Genomic DNA, 16,863 nt, shown 5'->3' on the forward strand with positions numbered 1-16,863 from the left:
TTTGCGGCGGCGATCACCGGCGGAATGAGGTCGACAGATCTCGTCCATGACACCACGGTCAGCCACGAAGCAGGTCAAACCTCACCCCCGACAATCACCACACCCATTCTCACTGCCACGAAGGGCCTGGTGAGGCGTCTGCGAGACCCTTCGTGGCTCGCTTCGCTCGCACCTCAGGGAGCAGAGGGGGCGTCGCTTGCGCTCCTCGCACCTCAGGGAGCGGAGGGGGCGTCGCTTACGCTCCTCGCACCTCAGGGAGCAGAGGGGGCGTCGCTTGCGCTCCTCGCACCTCAGGGGGAAGCGGGGGGCGTCGCTTCCGCGTCGTCGATCCCGTCGAGTTCTCCGGTGCGCGACATGTCCTTCAGTGCAACACCGGATCGTCCGAGTTTCCGGGCGCCGGCGATGAGCGCGGCAGTCGTCCGTGCGGCGACGTCGTAGTGCAGACCGTCGGGCGGGTGGATGTTCGAGATGCAGTTCCGGTCGGAGTCGGCGCGTCCCGGCCGGGGGAGGTGGGTGAGATAGACGCCCAGGCTGTCGGCGACCGAGAGGCCGGGGCGCTCACCGATGATCACGATGAGGGTGCTGACCCCGAGCGCCTCGCCGATGTGATCGCCGAGGGCGACGCGGGCCTCGGTCGCGATGACCGGCGGTGCGATGGAGTACCGGCCGTCGAACTGGTGGAGGAGCGCGGCGACGAGACCCCGGCCGTGGTCGGCAAGAGCCCGCGGTGACAGTCCGTCGGCCAGCACGATCCCCACTTCGGCGTCCGAGCGCGGAACCTGGGAGAGATCTTCGGGCAACCGGCCGAGGTCGGGCCGGCGCAGGTATTCGCTGCGTGTCCCCGCACGGCTCGTGACGACGACCGGGGGATCGAGTTCGAGTTCGACGATCGAGCGCGCGAAACCGTCGACATCGAGGGGCTCGTGGACGGCGTCGCGGGCGGCGGCGTGGGCGGCCTGGAATTCGAGGACCCGCCGCGAGGGCAGCGAATTGCCCGAGCGCCCGAGTCCGATCCGGGCCTGTGTGCTGCGCCGCAGCTCGGACCACGGGTCGGGCTGCGGCGCGTGACCGCCCGCTGATGTGGGCCGGGCCTCCGTCATCGGCCGGCCGTCAATGACAGGAGCGGAGACTCGCCCGGATCCACCGGCAGGATGCGCCCGGCGCCGTCGGTCATGCCTAGTCGCACCAGCCAGGACTCGAACTCGGGGGCCGGTCGGAGTCCGAGTGCTTCCCGGACGTAGAGCGCGTCGTGGAACGACAGGCTCTGGTACCCGAGCATCACATCATCCGCTCCGGGAACGGCGATGACGAACGCGGCACCGGCGACGCCGAGCAGGGTGAGGAGCGTGTCCATGTCGTCCTGGTCGGCCTCGGCGTGATTGGTGTAGCAGACGTCGACGCCCATCGGGAGCCCGAGCAGCTTGCCGCAGAAGTGATCCTCGAGACCGGCGCGAATGATCTGCTTGCCGTCGTAGAGGTACTCGGGCCCGATGAAACCGACGACGGTGTTGATCAGCAGGGGATTCAGTTCTCGCGCGACCGCGTAGGCACGCGCCTCCAGGGTCTGCTGATCGACGGGCTTGCCGCCGGTTCCCAGATGCGCGCCGGCCGAAAGTGCCGATCCCTGACCGGTTTCGAGGTACATCACGTTGTCGCCGACGGTCCCTCGGTGCAGCGACCGACCCGCCTCGTCGGCCTCGCGCAGGATGTCCAGCGTCACCCCGAATCCCTTGTTGGCTCCCTCGGTGCCTGCGATCGACTGGAACACGAGGTCGACCGGCACACCCTGCTCGATGAGGTCGACGGTGGTCGTCACATGCGACAGAACACACGACTGCATGGGGATCTCGTAACGCTGCCGGATGTCGTCGAGCATGTGCAGGAGATCCGCGGTCGCCCGTGGTGAGTCCGACGCCGGGTTGATGCCGATGACCGCGTCGCCACACCCCATGAGCAGGCCGTCGAGGGTCGCCGCGGCGATGCCTCGCGGGTCGTCGGTGGGATGGTTCGGCTGTAGCCGTGTCGCGATCCGGCCGGGCAGGCCGATGGTCGTACGGAACGCCGACGTGACCCGCGCCGCCGCGGCCACCAGGATCAGGTCCTGGTTTCGCATGATCTTCGACGCGGCCGCCACCATCTCGGGAGTGAGGCCGGGGCCGACGCGGGCGAGTCGCTCTCCTGCGTCGGAACGAATGGCGATCTCCAGCAGCCAGTCCCGGAACCCGCCGACCGTCAGGTGGGCGATCTCGGCGAACGCGGTTCGGTCATGGGTGTCGACGATCAGCCGGGTCACTTCGTCGGACTCGTACGGCACCAACGGTTCATCGACGAACCTGCTCAACGGCACGTCGGCGAGTTGCCAAGCGGCAGCGGCTCGTTCGGCATCGGAACCCGCGGCGCAACCGGCGAGCTCGTCACCGGACCGGCGTGGGGTGGCCTTCGCCATGAGTTCGACGAGGCCGTCGAACTCGTGTGTGGTGCCGGCGATCGTCTGGGTGTACCTCATCGGGAACCCGGGCCGGGATGGGAATGGTTGCGCGTCATGGTCCTCCGAAGTCTAGGTTCGGTGTCGGGGAGGCGCATGCCGAACGAGCAGCGTCAGGTGGGGGCGCCGGTGGTGGACTCCGTGTCGGCTGTCAGCGATCGCGCGTACGCGCCCATCGCCCGGCCGGCAGCGACGATCGGGGCCGTGGACCGCTGTGTGCGGGCGAGGATGAAGGCCCCTTCGAGGGAGGCCACCACGGCGAGGATCAGGGCTCGCGCGTCCGGTTCGGCGAGTCCACGGGTTCGATACAGTGCCGTGCCCTTCTCGACCCACGCGTCGATCACCTCCGCAGCCGCCGTCCGGAGTGCCGGCTCGGTGTCCGCGATCTCGCCTGCGACGGTGGCGACGGGACACATGTTGAGCCATTCGTTCTCGGCGATGGTCTCAGCGGCCGAGCCGAAGGCCGCCTCGATACCCGCCGCGATGTCGTCGTAGGGGGCGAGCAGCATCCCGACGAGTTCCCCGTACGCGGCGCCGGACTGACGCAGCGCGGCCTCGGCGACGTCTCGCTTGCCGCCGCTGAAGTGGTGGTAAATGGACCCGATGGGCGCGTCGGCGGCGTCTACGACCTGCTTGATCCCGGTCGCGGCGTATCCCTGCCTACGGAGCAGCTCGGTCATCGCGACCACGATGCGTTCGTCCGTCTTCACCCTGGTCATTCTAGAGCATCTGTTCTAGAGTGATCGTTCTAAAGACCGGCGTCTGTTCGAACAGTTCCTCTGGAGGAGATCGGTATGAGTCAGGACGGCTACGCGACGAGTGAGTATCGGCCGACGGCGATGAAACGCCTCGACACTCCGGCCGGTGTCGTCGAGTACGCCGATGACGGTGCCGGCCCGCCGGTTGTGTTCCTCCACGGTCTGCTGATGGACCATGAGGTGTGGAATGCGGTGATCCCGTTGTTGCCCAGTGGTTTTCGATATATCCGGCCGGTTCTGCCACTGGGATCGCACCGAATTCCCCTCGATGTGACTGCCGACCTGTCGATGGACGGCATGGTCAGACTCGTCGCCGACGTCCTCGACGCACTCGACCTCGACGATGTGACGCTTGTCCACTCCGATTGGGGCGGTTCGCTTTTCCTGACCGCACTCGGCCTCGACCGGCGAGTCGGCCGGATGGTCATCCTCCCGTGTGAGGCGTTCGACAACTTCCCACCGGGTCTACCGGGCAAGATGGCCACCCTTGCTGTGCGCCTGCCGGGTGGAATCACCCTGGCGGCGCGGCAATTGCGGATCGGATGGCTTCGTCGCCTGCCCATGCTGTGGGGCTGGATGGTCAACGGTCCGGTCGACCCCGCGCAAATGCGGCGGTGGACCGATCCGGTCTTGACCGATCCCCGGATTCGCCGCGACGTCACCAAGTATGCGACGACCGATTTCGACGCCGGCGAACTCATCCGTCGTACCGAGGCGCTCGCCGACTTCGACGGAAACGTGCTCGTGCTGTGGTCGCCAGACAACCGCGTGATGCCGCCGGCCCACGGACCGCGACTCGCCGAACTCCTACCCCGTGGCCGCTACGTGCCGATTCCGGGCGCCGCGGTCCTGCCCATGCTCGACGATCCGGAGACCGTCGCCGCACGGATCGGCGCGTTCCTCACGGCCTCGAGATCCGAGGCATGAGGAACGCGCCGAGACAATCGCAGGTCCGACTACGTGGTGTCGCCGGATCCCTCGATCTTGAAACCGACCTTCAATGTGACCTGGAAGTGCGCGATCTGGCCGTCTTCGATGTGGCCACGGGTCTCGGTGACCTCGAACCAGTCGAGGTGATTGACGGTCGACGAGGCGCGAGCGATCGCGTTGCGGATGGCGTCGTCGGTGCCGGAGGTCGAGGACCCGACCACTTCGATTACTCGATACACGTTGTCCGACAAGGGAATCGCTCCAATCGTGAGAACCTTCGGGTATGGCTGCGGCGGCTCCGGTGCTCGGCCGCCCGCTCTTCCTGTGTACCCCTAAGATCGAAAGGTGACCAGTGAATCGGTAAACCGAGACGTCTCCGAGAGATGCCCGTGTCTGTCGGGTCTCGTCCTCGGCGACTGCTGCGGGCCGGTACTTGCCGGTGAGCGCGCCGCCCCGACGGCGGAGGCGTTGATGCGTTCGCGTTTCACCGCTTTCGCGCTGGGGGATCGGAATCATCTGCTCGCCAGTTGGCACCCCGACACCCGCCCGGCCACCCTCGAGCTGGACGAGTCGATGCGCTGGTACCGCCTCGACATCGAGTCGAGGAGGGGAGGTTCACCGTTCGATACCGAGGGCGAGGTCACCTTCACCGCCCACTACCGAGCCGGCGCGGAGCGGGGCTCACTGCATGAGCGCAGCCGGTTCATCCGGTCGAAGGGCCACTGGTTGTATGTCGACGGGATCGTCGGGTGACCCCGGCAGGGGAGCCGACGTCATGCGTCGGCGTAATCCCACCACTGCAGCCACGTCACGTTGGCGAACACGGTCAGGCACAGCAGGTAGACGAGCAGAACTGCTACCGCCCCCGCGACATTGCTGCGCCAGTTGCTCCCCTCGACCGGGTCGAGCCATCGCCGGAACGGGCGTGATGCCCACGGCATCAGCCACCACTGCATCAGGGTGACGCTGACGACCTGGCTGAGCCACAACGCGAGCCATGGCTGCGCGCCGAGCCGATCGAGCGTAGGGCCGAGAAACCGCGACAGGGGTCATCACCGTCGGATAGAGCACGAGCAGCACGATCATCGCCGACTTCCAGTTCGGCGTCTTCAGGATTCGGCCGCGGTCGGTGCGCACGGTGGTACCGAACGCGGTGGTGCTCGCCATCGTCTCGAAGTCGTGGGTGAGACTCGAGCGCAACCCGGCGAGCGCTTCGCTGCGCCGGCTCGACGACACCCAGGCCGCGAGCTGCCGGTCGGTGCGGAACCGCAACACGGACAGCGATGTCTCGCGCTGCTCGTCGACGAACAGGGCGGTTCCCTCGTACCCGCCGAATTCGCTTGCCGCCTGGACCAAAACGTGCTGCGCGGCGACGAAGTCGCCGACCGCGCCCGCGACGATGTCGTGACGGAAGGCGCCGACTCCCGGAGGTGGCGACCGGCCGTCGACGAGTTCGAGCACGGGCGTCGCCGGTAGCCAACCGTGCGCTCGTCCGGCATCGAGCGCCGCGCGGTGACCCGAGCTGTCGAGCCAACGGTCCAGGGCGTCCTCGTCGACGAAGGTGGTGGCGACCGCCGGATCGAAATGTCCGTCGGTCACCGCCGAGATCGCTACACCCAGACAGCCGTCGGAGTCGGTGGCCGATGCGGCGAGCGTCGCGGCCCACTCCGCGAAATCGCCGGTTTCGGGGGCGTGGAAGACCGACACCGCGATGATCGCGGTGCTTGTGGCGTCGTGGGTGGTGACGATCGTCGTATCCTGCCGGTCGTCGGCGTCGGGCCGTCGGTCAGACGGTGACCCGACGCCCCTGGACGTAGACCTCGGCGATGGACGATTCGCGGAGGCCCATCAGCAGGCCGAACAGGGTCTGGTCGCGGGCGAGATCGGCATCGTCGGACCGGACGGCGTTCTCCAGCGTGGACTTCAAGGCGTCCATGGGTTCGATGACCAGGAAGTCGGCTTCCTTGCCCTCATCGAAGTTGCCGAAACGGTTCTCCATGTCGAGTGCCCGGGCCCCGCCGACGGTCCCGATGAACAGCATTTCGGCCGGGTGCATCGACACCCCGGCGTCTCCGGGCTCGGTGATGTGCTGTTTGAAGGCATCTCCGAGTACGCGCGGGACGAGCCATTCGTCGCCGCCGCCGAAATCGGTTCCGGCGGAGATGTTTACACCCGCCGCCACGGTGCGCTTCCACGGCATCGTGCCGGATCCGAGGAACAACTGCGACACCGGACAATGCGAGATCGAGGTACCGGTCTCGGCCATGCGCGCGAGTTCGGCGTCCTGGCAGTGCACGCAGTGCGCGAGGATGGTCCGCGGACCGAGCAGGCTCTTGCCGCCGACCTGCGATCCGGGCAGGAACTTCCCGTCATAGGTGTCGAGGTAGGAGTCGACCTGGTAGACCTCCTTGGTGGTGTCCACCTCTCCGGTGCCGGGACGGTTGTTCTCGTTGAGGTGGCTGTGGACGTAGACGCCCTGCTCGCGGTATTCGTCGTACAGGTCGCCGAGGTTCTTCAGCGTCTCGGTGGTCACCGACAGCGAGAACCGCGGCACGATCGCGACGTGCAGCAACGCGGTCCGGTAGTCGCCGGTGTCGGCGGCATGCCACTTGTCGATCTCGGCCCGGGTGAGGCGGATGGCCTCCTCCTCCGAGGTCAGCAGCGGCTTGGCGGTGTCACCGCCGACGGTCTGGATGCCGCGGCCGGCCACGATACGCAGCCCGGCCTTCTGGGTCTCGGTGAACAGGGAATCCTGGGCGTGGGGGAAGGCGGAACCGAACACCATCATCGCCGTCGTACCCGCGGCGACCCGTCGCCGGGTGAACTCGACCGCAGCGGCCTGGGCGAATTCGGGGTCGGCGAACTTGGATTCGGACGGGAAGATGCACAGATTGAGCCATTCGAGCAGTTGCCCGCCGCCGTAGGAGTCGCCGGCGTAGGTCTGCGGGAAGTGGATGTGGGTGTCGACGAAGCCCGGGATGAGATACCCGCTCGGGTGCTCGTGCGCCTCCGCGCTCGCGAATTCGGAAGGGAGCTCGGATCTCTCGCCGGCGAACTTGATCGTGCCGTCGTCGCCTACCACCAGAGCTCCGTCGGGTATCGATACCAGCGCGTCCACCGCCTCGGTGATCGCGGGACTGCCGGCGAGATGGAAGATGTGCCCGTAGTGGACGGTGTCGGTCATCGGTGCTCCTCGGGCATCGGGGTCACAAACTCGGATCGTCATCGGAGGTCCACCCGGGTGCCTGTGATCGTCCTCGGATCTCGGACGCGGTCGGCGACCAGTATCACCCGCCTCCCGTCGCACGCGCGCGCCAACCGTCGAAGTCGCCGTCTGATCGTTTCCATGTGTCGCGCGGACCGGTCGGTGCGGGCTCTCAGCTACCGGTGTGGACCGCGATCCATTCGACGAGCGGGACCGTCGCCCGCCAGTCCCGCCGCACCCGATCGACGAGTTCCGCGGAATGGATGATCTGGTCGAATCCGTAGTCCCGCCCCACCGACAGCGGTCGGTGGCGAAGTAGTTCGATCCGCGGGTGAGCGACGTCGTACCCGCGAGGTGCGGTCTTCAGCCGGTCCCCGGCGATCTCCCAGCCGTCCCCCGTGAGCCGCCGGAGCAGGCTCTCGAGCTCGGGTCCGCTGCGGTCGTGGTCGATGGACTTCCGAATCTCGGCGAGCCGGGCCGGGGTGGCCTCGTAGAAGCCCGCGCCGACGCGAACACCCGGTGCGCCGATCTGCACGTAGTACCCGGTGGCCGGGGCCACGGCGACGAATGCGCCCTGGTGGGTCTTGTACGGCGTCTTGTCCTTCGAGAATCGGACGTCGCGATACGGCCGGAAGATCTTGGCCGGGCCGAACTCGTCGGCCAGCGCGTCGGTGAGGGCTCGCATGGGCTCGGCGACCGCGGAACGATAGACGTCCTTGTGGTCTTCCCAGAACGCCTTGGAGTTGTCGATCTCCAGGTCGTCGTAGAAGTCGAGTGCGGCTTCGGTGAATCCCGTGAAGTCTGTCATCGTCACTCCGGCAGGACGCGTCCGAAGCCGAGGACACCGCCGTCGGATTGCCAGTCCAGCGAGTGGATGCGGATGCGGCCCATCTCGTTGCCGCCCACCGTGACCGCGGTGTCGCCGTCGACTGCGACGACAATGTTGGTGTGCTGGCCGAATCGGGAGGACCGGTCGTAGAGCACGACGTCGCCCACCCGGGGCGTGTAGTCACCGACGGCCTCGAAACGGTTGTCTGCCTCGTAGTACTCCTGCAGTGTGTACACGCCGGGAATGCGCCAGTGGCCGGAGTTGGGGTTGACCAGCGGGCGACCCGCCGAACGCATGATCCAGCTCACGAAGTTCGCGCACCACGGCTCGTCGACACCCTCGGAGTAGAACGTCCCCGGGCGCTGAACGGCGTGTTCGTGGCGAACCGCTTCGACGATCCGCAGCTGATCCGGAGTCAGCTCGGACGCGTCGACCTGCGGGAACTCGGCGGTGTCCCAGGGCAACCACCGTTCGGGTACGGCCCGCCACGCGACGAGACCGACGCCCGCGACGACGATCACGACCAGCGCCGCGGCGATCACCGTCCGCCGACCACGTCGACGCACCGGGCGCATGCCCGCACCGTCTGCGGGTCGGTCGGCAGTCGTGTCGGCGCTCACCTCGACGAGTGTAGGCATCGGCGCCGTGGCCGCGCCTCGTTCCTCGTCCCCGCCGGCGTTCGCCCGGCGCCTCGCCCGCGCGGGCGACATGCGCGCTTGGCACAATGGGCGCCGGTCGGGGGGCCAAGGCGATTCAAGGAGCGAACGCGGTGGACGAGTCAGATCACGAGCCGATCCTGCGTGCCGGGGACACGTGCCGGGAGATCGCGACCGCCGACCGCGTCGCATGCATCGTCGACGCGGCGGACTACTTCCTGCACGCCAAGTCGGCGTTGCTGCAGGCCCGGCGCCGCATCGTCCTCATCGGTTGGGACGTGGACACCCGGATCCGGCTCGATCCGCGGACCGCCGACGACGAGGTCCCCGACGTGCTCGGGAACTTCCTGCGGTGGCTCATCGACAACCGTCCGGAACTGGAGATCTACGTCCTGCGCTGGAGCACCGGCGCGTTCACCGGCATCCTGCGCGGAGTCGCGCCGCCCTTCGTCCAGGATCTGCTCACCGGCCGTCGTCTGCACTACCGGATCGACGCCGCCCACCCGGTCTCCGCCGCGCATCATCAGAAGATCGCGGTGATCGACGACCAGTTCGCGTTCTGTGGCGGCATCGACATGACGGTGAACCGGTGGGACACTTCGGAACATCTGTCGCACAACGAGTTCCGCCGGGACCCCGATGGCCGACCGCATGGGCCCTGGCATGACGCCACGGTCGCCCTCGACGGCGACGCCGCGCGCGTGGTCGCGTCCGTCGCTCTCGACCGGTGGGAGGCCGCCACCGGCGAAAGCCTCAAACCCCTCGTCGACACCGACGGCCCCGACATCTGGCCGACGGATCTCGACGTCACGTTCACCGACTGCGACGTCGCGGTGGCCCGGACGATTCCGCAGTACGACGACCGGCCCCAGGTCGAGGAGATCCGGCGCCTGTACCGTGCGGCCTTCGCCGCGGCCCGCCGCACGATCTACATAGAGAGCCAGTACCTTGCGGCGCGCGAGGTCGCGGACGCGCTGGCGGAACGGCTCGCCGAGCCCGACGGGCCCGAGATCGTCCTGGTGCTGCCGAGGCATGCGGACAGTCCAATGGAACGGCTCGCCATGGACGGTGCGCGGCACAAGCTCCTGCAACTCCTGTGGCGCGCTGACAAGTACGACAGATTCCGTGCCTTCTACCCGGTGACCGCCGAGGGGGACCCGATCTACGTGCACGCCAAGGTGCTCATCGTCGACGACGTCCTCCTGCGCATCGGGTCCTCGAACCTCAACAACCGGTCGCTCGGATTCGACAGCGAGTGTGACGTCGCCATCGAGGCCGATCCGAACGACCCTGCCGACGGCGACCTGCGCGAGACGATCCTGTCCATGCGCACGCGGTTGTTGTCCGAGCATCTGGGCGCCGACCACGAGGTGTTCGACGATGCCGTGGCACAGGAGAATTCGCTCGTCGGGGCGGTCGATCGGCTGACCGGCCCGGGCCGGACACTCGAGGCATTCGATCACGAGACGATCGACGGCGAGGAGTCTGTCATCGCGGAGAACGAACTCGTGGACCCGGAGGACGCGCGGATCGGCACGATCGACCGCATCTACCGCGCGGTGATCCGTCGAGGCACGCGGAACCTGCTGCGGCGCTGACGTCACACCCGCGTGCGGGCCGCCTCGATGGCGGGGGCGATGACCTCGGCGAGGTCGGATGCGACGTCGCGATCGCCCTCCGGGGGCATCGCGATGTAACTCAGCGCCATCCTGGTGATCGCGCGCGAGATCCGCACGACGTCGGACTCCGGCATCGACAGCCACTCGGACTCGCGGAAGGCCTCGGCCAGCCGGTCGGCGGCCGTGGTGATGATCGGTGCCGCATCGGTGGTGATCAGCTTCATCAGATCGGGTTTGGCCTCGCCGGACAGCAGCGAGGCGATCAGCGGGTCGGTGGCGACTCCGGCGAAGAATTCACCGAACCCCTTGTGCAAGGCCTCGGTGACGTCGTCGACGGAACTCGCCAAGGAGTCTGCGACATGGCCGGCGAAACGGCCCGCCAACCGCACCGCGTAGCCCTGCGCGAGGCCGTACCGGGAACCGAACTCGTTGTAGACGGTCTGGCGGCTGACCCCCGTCGCGGCGGCCACATCGGACATGCGCACCGCCGCCCAGTCCCGGTCCAGCAGCAGGTCGTGCAGTCCGTCGAGCAGCGAGTTGTGCAGCAGGGCTTTGCTGTCCTGCGCATAGTTGCGAGTCGTCATCCGCGCGCACCGACCGGCTGGAGAGATGACTCGATCTCGGCGCGCAGGGCTCGTCCCGAGCCGCCCCTGCCCAGGCAGACCGCGCCGACGAGACGACTGCCGGCGAAAGCCCGCACGACAGAGCAGGAGTCGTCCAGGTCGACCTCCACACGATCTCCCGATGTCGGCCACCCGACGATCTGGATGTTGGTCGTGTACTGCATCGTCCAGGCCAGTGGCACACGCGGTACCGCAGTGCTGATGCCGGTGTCCAGCCCGAGGTCGGCGGCGATCGTCATGGCGACCAGTCTGCCGTGCTCGGTCGCGGTGAGCCACTGCTCGGCACGCATCGGTGCGCCCGTCAACGGATGGGGCCGCGCTGCGACGTCGCCAGCCGCGTAGACGCCGGGGACTCGGGTTCGCAGCAAATCGTCGACGACGATCCCGGCCGCATCGACGGGAATCCCTGCGCTGTGCGGTAATTCGAGATCGGGCTCCATTCCGATCGCGCTGATCACCGTTCCGGTCAACGTCCGCCCGTCCGCCAACGCCACGGACTCGGCGGTGATCGTGGCGGGCACCACGCCGGTGAGGATCTGCACCCCGCGTTCCCGGTGCAGGGTCGCCACCGCCTCGCCCACCGTTGCCGGAACGACCCGCGACAACAGCGACGTCTCGCGCTCGATGACGGTGACGCGCGAACCGTCTCCGGTCGACGCCACGGCTGCGGCGATCTCCAGTCCGATCAGTCCGCCGCCGAGAACGATCACCGGCCCGTCCTGGATCGCGTGCCGGAGCTCCGCCGCGTCGTGCCGGGTGCGCAGGGCGAGCGGGGACGACGTCGTGCCGGGGAGTCGCCGGGCACGCCCTCCGGTGGCCAGGACCAGCGCGTCGTAATCCACTTGGGAGGAGTCGGCGAGACAGACCCGCCGCGACGAGGTGTCGACGTCGGCGACGCGCGTCGAGGTCACGATCTCGATGCCCCGATCCGACCAGTACCCGGGCGGACGGAGCGTGATCTTGGCGTCCGTCAGGTCGCCGTCGACGAGGTTCTTGCTCAGCGCCGTTCGACGGTAGGGGAGTTGTGGCTCCTTCCCGAACACGGTGATTGTCCCGTCGAAACCGTTGGAACGCAGCGACTCCGCAGCCGTGATGCCGGCGACGCCGGTGCCGACGATCACCACCGAACCGCCCCGGGTGGTGCCGGCGCTCACGGACGGGCCACCTCGACCATCTCGAAATCGGCCTTGGCAGCACCGCAGTCCGGGCAGCTCCAGTCGTCGGGGATGTCGGCCCAGCGGGTGCCCGGCTCGATGCCGTCCTCCGGCCAGCCGAGCTCTTCGTCGTACTCGAAACCGCAGACCTCACAACGGAAGAGCTTGAAGTTCATCGCACAGAGTTCCCTTCGCTGATTTCATCCGGCCCGCTCGCTTCGCTCCCGGCGCCGAGGAAGTCGATCTTCTCCCGCACGCCGCAGTCGGGGCACGGCCAGTCGTCGGGAATGGTGGCCCAGGGGGTGCCGGGCGGGAAGCCCTCCCGGGGAGCGCCGACGGTCTCGTCGTAGACGTAATCGCAGACCGGACAACGGAAGGTGCTCATCGCGGCGACACCCCGTGCTCGGCCAGGACGCGTTCGCGGCGGTGCGGTGCGATGTTGATCCGTTCGACGTCTCCGTCGTAGTGGTCGAGCACCCGCTTGTCCATCACACGCCGCCAGATCGGTGGGAAGTAGGCGAGCGTGATCATGCTCGCGTATCCGCTCGGCAGGTTGGGCGCGCCGTCGAAGCTGCGCAGGGTCTGATACCTCCGGGTGGGGTTCGCATGGTGATCGCTGTGGCGCTGGAGGTGGTACAGGAAGATGTTGGTGCAGATGTGGTCGGAGTTCCAGCTGTGCTCGGGCGTGCACCGCTCGTAGCGGCCGGTCCGCGTCTTCTGGCGGAGTAGACCGTAGTGCTCGAGGTAGTTCACGGTCTCCAGCAGTGAGAAACCGTAGACGGCCTGGATCACGAGGAAGGGGAGGATCTCCCAGCCGAAGATCGCGGTGAGCGCCCCCCACAGCACGATCGACATCGCCCATGCGTTGAGGACGTCGTTGCTCGGATGCCAGAAGGGCTTGCCCGCCCGCTCGAGGCGTTTGCGTTCGAGCTCGACGGAGGACGTGAGGCTTCCCCAGACGCTACGGGGGAGGAAGCGCCAGAACGACTCTCCGAAACGGGAGCTGGCCGGATCTTCGGGCGTCGCGACCCGCACGTGGTGCCCACGGTTGTGCTCGATGTAGAAGTGACCGTAAAACGTCTGGGCGAGAGTGATCTTCGACAACCAGCGTTCCAGATCGTCCTTCTTGTGCCCCAGTTCGTGAGCGGTGTTGATTCCGATCCCGCCCATCGCGCCGATCGACAGCGCCAGCCCGATCTTCGACGCGAGCCCGAGCCCGCCGTCGATGCCGAGCCAACTGAGGTCGTCGGCCGTCCACAGGTAGCAGGCCATCACGAGACTCGCGAGCTGGAACGGGATGTACACGTACGTGCAGTAGCGGTAGTACTTGTCGTTCTCCAGCTGCTCCATCAGCTCTTCGGGCGGATTCGATCCGTCGGGCCCGAAGAACACGTCGAGGATCGGGAGCAGAACGTAGACGAGTAGCGGTCCGATCCACCACCACACCGGCGACACGACGTCGAAACCGTGGCCGATCGCATTGAAGCCGGCGACGAGACCCATTGCGAGAAAGATCGACGTCGGCGGGATCAGGCCGAGCAGCCAGAGATGGCGTTTGCGGTCCTTCCACTCGGCGGGGGAGTCGTCCGCGGTGAACGGGGTCGGTGCGGTACTCATACGCGCTCCTGTCTGGGCGGGCTGTGTTCTACGCTACTAGACATTAACCGCGACAATGTCCGTTGTCTAGACATTGACGTCTATTTGTAAAGAAGCGTTGGTGCGGGGACGTCCGACGGGGACCTGGGCGGCAGGAAGGTCGCTCGCCGCTGCCGGGGTCTTCGAGACCACCCTGTCCTTCATCTCGGTCGTCGAGTCGACCCCGTCGGTTCGCACGTTGGTGAACACGAGCACCTTGAGCTGGTCCATGGCCACGGCCGAGGTCTTGCCCATCACGGCTCCGCAGGGGCGGAGCGCTGCTCGCTGTCGTGGTGCTGGTCCGAGGCCTGTTCCTGTGGTCGCCGCCGAGTTCGGGTTCGGCTGCCCGGAACCCGCTCCCGCTCGACAGGTCGAGTGGGAGCGGGTCGGTCGTGTTCCGCTGTGGAGTTGTCAAAGTACAGATGCGGTCCCGGGTTTGGCCCGGGTGCGGCGCGTGAGGTGTGTGTCGGAAGGGTGGAGTCAGGCGGCGTCGTCGAGGCGCATGGTGCGTCGGTTGTAGGCGGGTAACGGTCGGCGGTGTGGGTCAATACTGGGGGGTGGGACGAGCCAAGGGTGTCGGTCGAAACCCATCACGATGTCCCAGCCGTGGTGGTGGACCTGCGTATGGCAGCGTTGGCAGAGCAGGCAGCCGTTGTCGAGGTCGGTGGGTCCGCCGTCGGCCCACGGCTTGATGTGGTGGACCTGGGTATGTGACGGTGGCGCACCGCATTTGATGCAGCAGGCGTCGCGGACGATCATTGCTTTGCGCAGGTGCGCCGGGAACAAGCGGTGGGTGTGGCCCATCTGCAGCGGCACGCCTTCGCCATTGAGGATGATCTCGGTCAAGGATCCGTCACATGAGACCTGTCGGGCTGTAGGTTGGCTGACGGTTCCGGTCCACGGCAGTGTTGCGAGGTCTCCGGTCGCGGGGATCGTCAGCATCAATTGGGTGCGTGGGCTTCCGACGGTGTCGATGCTCGCGCCGATCGCTGCTTGGTCGAGGATCAACTCGAAAGCGTCGGCGCGACGCTGCTCTGCGGTGCGTCGATCCTCGGCGCCGTCGGGTTCGGGCCGTGGGCAGGACCGTTCGTCGATCATGGCCAGGAACTTCTCACCCACGACCTGGGTGAGGTCGGCACGCACCTCGACGCGGCCGTCGTCGGTGGTGTGCGCGTTCACCGAGTTCAAGCGTGCATCGTCCGACGCTGGGGTTCCGGCGTCAGAGGCGTCGGCGAGGGCGTTGCTGATGGCGTGAGCATGCTTGAGCACTTCGGTCGGTGTTGCACCGGATAGTGCTTGGGCGATGAGTTCGATCTCATACCGGGAGCGTTCCCCCTCGGGAAGAGCGTCACCACACCGTTTTTCGATCTCGTTCATGCCGCGGACGATGGCATCGACGACCTCGCCGGACAGCCGCCCGTCAGCGGCATGACGAGACAGCGCAGGCAACCCCGGCAACGCATCGACGCTTCGCATGGTGCGGTGCGCGGCGGCCGGTGCGTGGCCTGACTCGATCAGCAGTTTCTTGGTGGTGCTTCCGGCCTTCTGTGCGACACCGAGGGCGTCGAGTTGCGCTGCGTGCGTGGCGATCTGATGGTCAGCAAGGTTGCGGATCAGACGCCACGTGTCGAGGGAGTCGAATGTTGCTCTGCCGGTTGGGTCGTCGGCGGGCGGGGTGGTCTCGATGAGCTGATCGAGGAGAGTGGCGAGCTCTGGCATGACTCCACAGTACAGGAACATCCGTTCGATTTCGAGGAAATTCCACAAGCCGAGAACCGCGAATTCATCTACTGTGCAGCATATTTCGTTCACTGTGCGTCTGATGGCGTTGACTGTGCGCTTCTCGTGGTCAGTGGCCGGTTCAAGTCACTCCAGTTTTCGAGTACGCCCGGACGGGCGCGCATTTTTTGCTGGTGGAGCAGTCTCGACGTCCCAGGAGGCGACCGGACTGGCGTGGCCGGCGTGCGGAAGGTAACGGCGATATGTGTTGGGGGCCGAAGGGTATCGTCCGGCTCAGCGCTCAGCGATTTCAGATGCCGCTGAGTATGCGGGAATGGCTGTCGCCGAGACACTGACTGGGTCGTCGAAACGGTCGCCTCGATGGTGCAGGCATACGTAGGACCGGGGGAGCCGTCGTGCCGCCTACCCGGGCGGAAAGTCGGCAGGGTTCGAGGTGGAACAGCTGTGTCACCGTGACGTCGCCTACCGCAACTGTTGCGTCGGTGACGCCCTTTTCAGGTACCGATGTGGGCGCGTTGGCTGTTGAGGGCGTGTCCCTCGGGTGTGGCCGGCCGGCGGGTCTCGGCCTGCTCCGGTGAGGCTCTCTTGTGGCGCCCCGCGGGTAAGTGCGCGGCGGGGCTACGACCCGGTGTTCTCTGGTCGCGGTGACCCGCCGGGTCCTGGGTGGTGAGGTCGTGGTCGGACAGGTATCCGGCGGTCTCCGTCCGATCCGATGCCGGAGGTCGTCGACGGGTTCGGGTCGGTTGAAGTCGATAGACGTCGGGTCGATGTCCAGTCGTCCGGGCAAACCCCGTCTCGCGGTGCGCCGAACTCGGTTCGCGGAAAGTTTTTTCGGCGACGAATTGTCGGCGGGAGCACGTGGGTCGAGAGAGCCCGCACCGACCTCCACCAGTGTGCGCGGCGGTGAACTCGTTGACGGAACGAGCCGTGACGTACATCGATCAACCCATCATCGGGCCCGGGCCGGTCAGGTTCGGCGGGTCATCGAGGGGCTCGGCGACGTGAGAACTCATTGGTCTGCTGCATCTCAGCGGCCAGGTAGCGACGTCGCCACCGGACTGGACACGCGCTCCGCATTGTCGAGAAGCGCGCTTGACCGGGTCGGGCGTTCGGCGCCGATTGCCGACACGGTCACTGACGGCCGCCGACCTTCTAGTGGTGTGTCTCGGTTTTAGCTAACTCCTTGTTCGAGTGCGGCGCGGGCGCGGGCGACCTTGGCCAGGATCGAC

General features: G+C 67.0%; 17 protein-coding genes and 1 pseudogene. 3 read left to right on the top strand and 15 right to left on the bottom strand.

The genetic code is table 11. From position 1 onward, the window contains the following. Positions 1 to 290: 290 nt before the first annotated feature. From eutC to KB201_RS24230, 3 genes are all read right to left on the bottom strand, one after another. Positions 291 to 1,100 carry an ethanolamine ammonia-lyase subunit EutC gene (eutC, locus tag KB201_RS24220; protein ID WP_211540854.1) on the bottom strand — a complete coding sequence of 270 codons (810 nt, stop codon included), beginning with the start codon at positions 1,098 to 1,100 and terminating at the stop codon, positions 291 to 293. Beyond that, entirely contained in the window at positions 1,097 to 2,506 is a 1,410-nt protein-coding gene (locus KB201_RS24225; protein WP_058251780.1) for an ethanolamine ammonia-lyase subunit EutB, read from the bottom strand. Before KB201_RS24225 ends, eutC begins: the two co-directional genes overlap by 4 nt. 92 nt (positions 2,507 to 2,598) lie before the next feature. Next, positions 2,599 to 3,204: a TetR/AcrR family transcriptional regulator gene (locus KB201_RS24230; RefSeq protein ID WP_058251781.1), complete on the bottom strand. Its 606-nt coding sequence runs from the start codon at positions 3,202 to 3,204 to the stop codon at positions 2,599 to 2,601. 75 nt (positions 3,205 to 3,279) lie between these two features. Between KB201_RS24230 and KB201_RS24235 the strand changes: the two genes are divergently transcribed. Continuing rightward, positions 3,280 to 4,170, top strand: coding sequence for an alpha/beta fold hydrolase (locus tag KB201_RS24235; protein ID WP_078113215.1), 891 nt, complete (start codon positions 3,280 to 3,282; stop codon positions 4,168 to 4,170). Positions 4,171 to 4,199: 29 nt separating this feature from the next. On the opposite strand, the gene KB201_RS24240 is transcribed toward KB201_RS24235, so the two are convergent. Further along, complete coding sequence (locus KB201_RS24240; RefSeq protein ID WP_058251782.1) at positions 4,200 to 4,424, bottom strand: dodecin; 225 nt, start codon at positions 4,422 to 4,424, stop codon at positions 4,200 to 4,202. A 94-nt stretch (positions 4,425 to 4,518) separates the two neighbouring features. Here KB201_RS24240 and KB201_RS24245 point away from each other — a divergent pair, with 94 nt between their 5' ends. Further along, the gene (locus KB201_RS24245; protein ID WP_058251783.1) at positions 4,519 to 4,926 is read left to right on the top strand and encodes a YchJ family protein; all 408 of its coding nucleotides are present in this window, start codon (positions 4,519 to 4,521) and stop codon (positions 4,924 to 4,926) included. Between the two features lie 20 nt (positions 4,927 to 4,946). On the opposite strand, the pseudogene KB201_RS24250 reads toward KB201_RS24245, so the two are convergent. The 4 genes and pseudogenes from KB201_RS24250 to KB201_RS24265 form a co-directional block, all read right to left on the bottom strand. Then, positions 4,947 to 5,880 (bottom strand): annotated as a pseudogene (locus KB201_RS24250) (antibiotic biosynthesis monooxygenase). 79 nt (positions 5,881 to 5,959) lie between these two features. Further along, positions 5,960 to 7,357 carry an amidohydrolase family protein gene (locus KB201_RS24255; RefSeq protein ID WP_058251785.1) on the bottom strand — a complete coding sequence of 466 codons (1,398 nt, stop codon included), beginning with the start codon at positions 7,355 to 7,357 and terminating at the stop codon, positions 5,960 to 5,962. A 193-nt stretch (positions 7,358 to 7,550) separates the two neighbouring features. After that, on the bottom strand, positions 7,551 to 8,186 hold the full coding sequence (locus KB201_RS24260; RefSeq protein WP_211540857.1) for a DUF2461 domain-containing protein: 636 nt from the start codon (positions 8,184 to 8,186) through the stop codon (positions 7,551 to 7,553). Between the two features lie 2 nt (positions 8,187 to 8,188). Further along, complete coding sequence (locus KB201_RS24265; RefSeq protein WP_058251867.1) at positions 8,189 to 8,782, bottom strand: CHAP domain-containing protein; 594 nt, start codon at positions 8,780 to 8,782, stop codon at positions 8,189 to 8,191. Between the two features lie 149 nt (positions 8,783 to 8,931). Here KB201_RS24265 and KB201_RS24270 point away from each other — a divergent pair, with 149 nt between their 5' ends. Then, positions 8,932 to 10,461: a phospholipase D-like domain-containing protein gene (locus tag KB201_RS24270; protein ID WP_249146445.1), complete on the top strand. Its 1,530-nt coding sequence runs from the start codon at positions 8,932 to 8,934 to the stop codon at positions 10,459 to 10,461. Between the two features lie 2 nt (positions 10,462 to 10,463). Here the strand turns inward: KB201_RS24270 and KB201_RS24275 are convergent, their stop codons facing one another. From KB201_RS24275 to KB201_RS24305, 7 genes are all read right to left on the bottom strand, one after another. After that, on the bottom strand, positions 10,464 to 11,066 hold the full coding sequence (locus tag KB201_RS24275) for a TetR family transcriptional regulator (protein WP_065632366.1): 603 nt from the start codon (positions 11,064 to 11,066) through the stop codon (positions 10,464 to 10,466). Next, positions 11,063 to 12,259 carry an NAD(P)/FAD-dependent oxidoreductase gene (locus tag KB201_RS24280; RefSeq protein WP_211540863.1) on the bottom strand — a complete coding sequence of 399 codons (1,197 nt, stop codon included), beginning with the start codon at positions 12,257 to 12,259 and terminating at the stop codon, positions 11,063 to 11,065. The genes KB201_RS24275 and KB201_RS24280 overlap by 4 nt, the downstream gene beginning before the upstream one ends. Beyond that, positions 12,256 to 12,435 (bottom strand): rubredoxin, encoded by a 180-nt coding sequence (locus tag KB201_RS24285; protein ID WP_058251790.1) that lies wholly within the window; start codon positions 12,433 to 12,435, stop codon positions 12,256 to 12,258. Before KB201_RS24285 ends, KB201_RS24280 begins: the two co-directional genes overlap by 4 nt. Then, positions 12,432 to 12,644, bottom strand: a complete 213-nt coding sequence (locus KB201_RS24290; RefSeq protein WP_211540866.1) for a rubredoxin — start codon at positions 12,642 to 12,644, stop codon at positions 12,432 to 12,434. Before KB201_RS24290 ends, KB201_RS24285 begins: the two co-directional genes overlap by 4 nt. After that, a complete protein-coding gene (locus tag KB201_RS24295) occupies positions 12,641 to 13,876 on the bottom strand; it encodes an alkane 1-monooxygenase (RefSeq protein ID WP_058251792.1) in 1,236 nt (411 codons plus the stop codon). The genes KB201_RS24290 and KB201_RS24295 overlap by 4 nt, the downstream gene beginning before the upstream one ends. A gap of 66 nt (positions 13,877 to 13,942) precedes the next feature. Further along, positions 13,943 to 14,149 (bottom strand): hypothetical protein, encoded by a 207-nt coding sequence (locus KB201_RS24300; protein WP_058251793.1) that lies wholly within the window; start codon positions 14,147 to 14,149, stop codon positions 13,943 to 13,945. Positions 14,150 to 14,374: 225 nt separating this feature from the next. Next, positions 14,375 to 15,634 carry an HNH endonuclease signature motif containing protein gene (locus KB201_RS24305; protein WP_058251794.1) on the bottom strand — a complete coding sequence of 420 codons (1,260 nt, stop codon included), beginning with the start codon at positions 15,632 to 15,634 and terminating at the stop codon, positions 14,375 to 14,377. Positions 15,635 to 16,863: the final 1,229 nt, after the last annotated feature.

Origin of the sequence: Gordonia sp. SCSIO 19800 (assembly GCF_018132775.1) — a bacterium.
Taxonomy (GTDB): domain Bacteria; phylum Actinomycetota; class Actinomycetes; order Mycobacteriales; family Mycobacteriaceae; genus Gordonia; species Gordonia hongkongensis.

Coding starts and splice junctions, on each gene's coding strand:
- KB201_RS24275 (WP_065632366.1), bottom strand. CDS start 11,066: ATGACGACTCGCAACTATGCGCAGGACAGCAAAGCCCTGCTGCACAAC.
- KB201_RS24285 (WP_058251790.1), bottom strand. CDS start 12,435: ATGAACTTCAAGCTCTTCCGTTGTGAGGTCTGCGGTTTCGAGTACGAC.
- KB201_RS24225 (WP_058251780.1), bottom strand. CDS start 2,506: ATGAGGTACACCCAGACGATCGCCGGCACCACACACGAGTTCGACGGC.
- KB201_RS24295 (WP_058251792.1), bottom strand. CDS start 13,876: ATGAGTACCGCACCGACCCCGTTCACCGCGGACGACTCCCCCGCCGAG.
- KB201_RS24290 (WP_211540866.1), bottom strand. CDS start 12,644: ATGAGCACCTTCCGTTGTCCGGTCTGCGATTACGTCTACGACGAGACC.
- KB201_RS24305 (WP_058251794.1), bottom strand. CDS start 15,634: ATGTTCCTGTACTGTGGAGTCATGCCAGAGCTCGCCACTCTCCTCGAT.
- eutC (WP_211540854.1), bottom strand. CDS start 1,100: ATGACGGAGGCCCGGCCCACATCAGCGGGCGGTCACGCGCCGCAGCCC.
- KB201_RS24230 (WP_058251781.1), bottom strand. CDS start 3,204: ATGACCAGGGTGAAGACGGACGAACGCATCGTGGTCGCGATGACCGAG.
- KB201_RS24260 (WP_211540857.1), bottom strand. CDS start 8,186: ATGACAGACTTCACGGGATTCACCGAAGCCGCACTCGACTTCTACGAC.
- KB201_RS24255 (WP_058251785.1), bottom strand. CDS start 7,357: ATGACCGACACCGTCCACTACGGGCACATCTTCCATCTCGCCGGCAGT.
- KB201_RS24270 (WP_249146445.1), top strand. CDS start 8,932: ATGGGCGCCGGTCGGGGGGCCAAGGCGATTCAAGGAGCGAACGCGGTG.
- KB201_RS24300 (WP_058251793.1), bottom strand. CDS start 14,149: ATGGGCAAGACCTCGGCCGTGGCCATGGACCAGCTCAAGGTGCTCGTG.
- KB201_RS24265 (WP_058251867.1), bottom strand. CDS start 8,782: ATGCGCCCGGTGCGTCGACGTGGTCGGCGGACGGTGATCGCCGCGGCG.
- KB201_RS24235 (WP_078113215.1), top strand. CDS start 3,280: ATGAGTCAGGACGGCTACGCGACGAGTGAGTATCGGCCGACGGCGATG.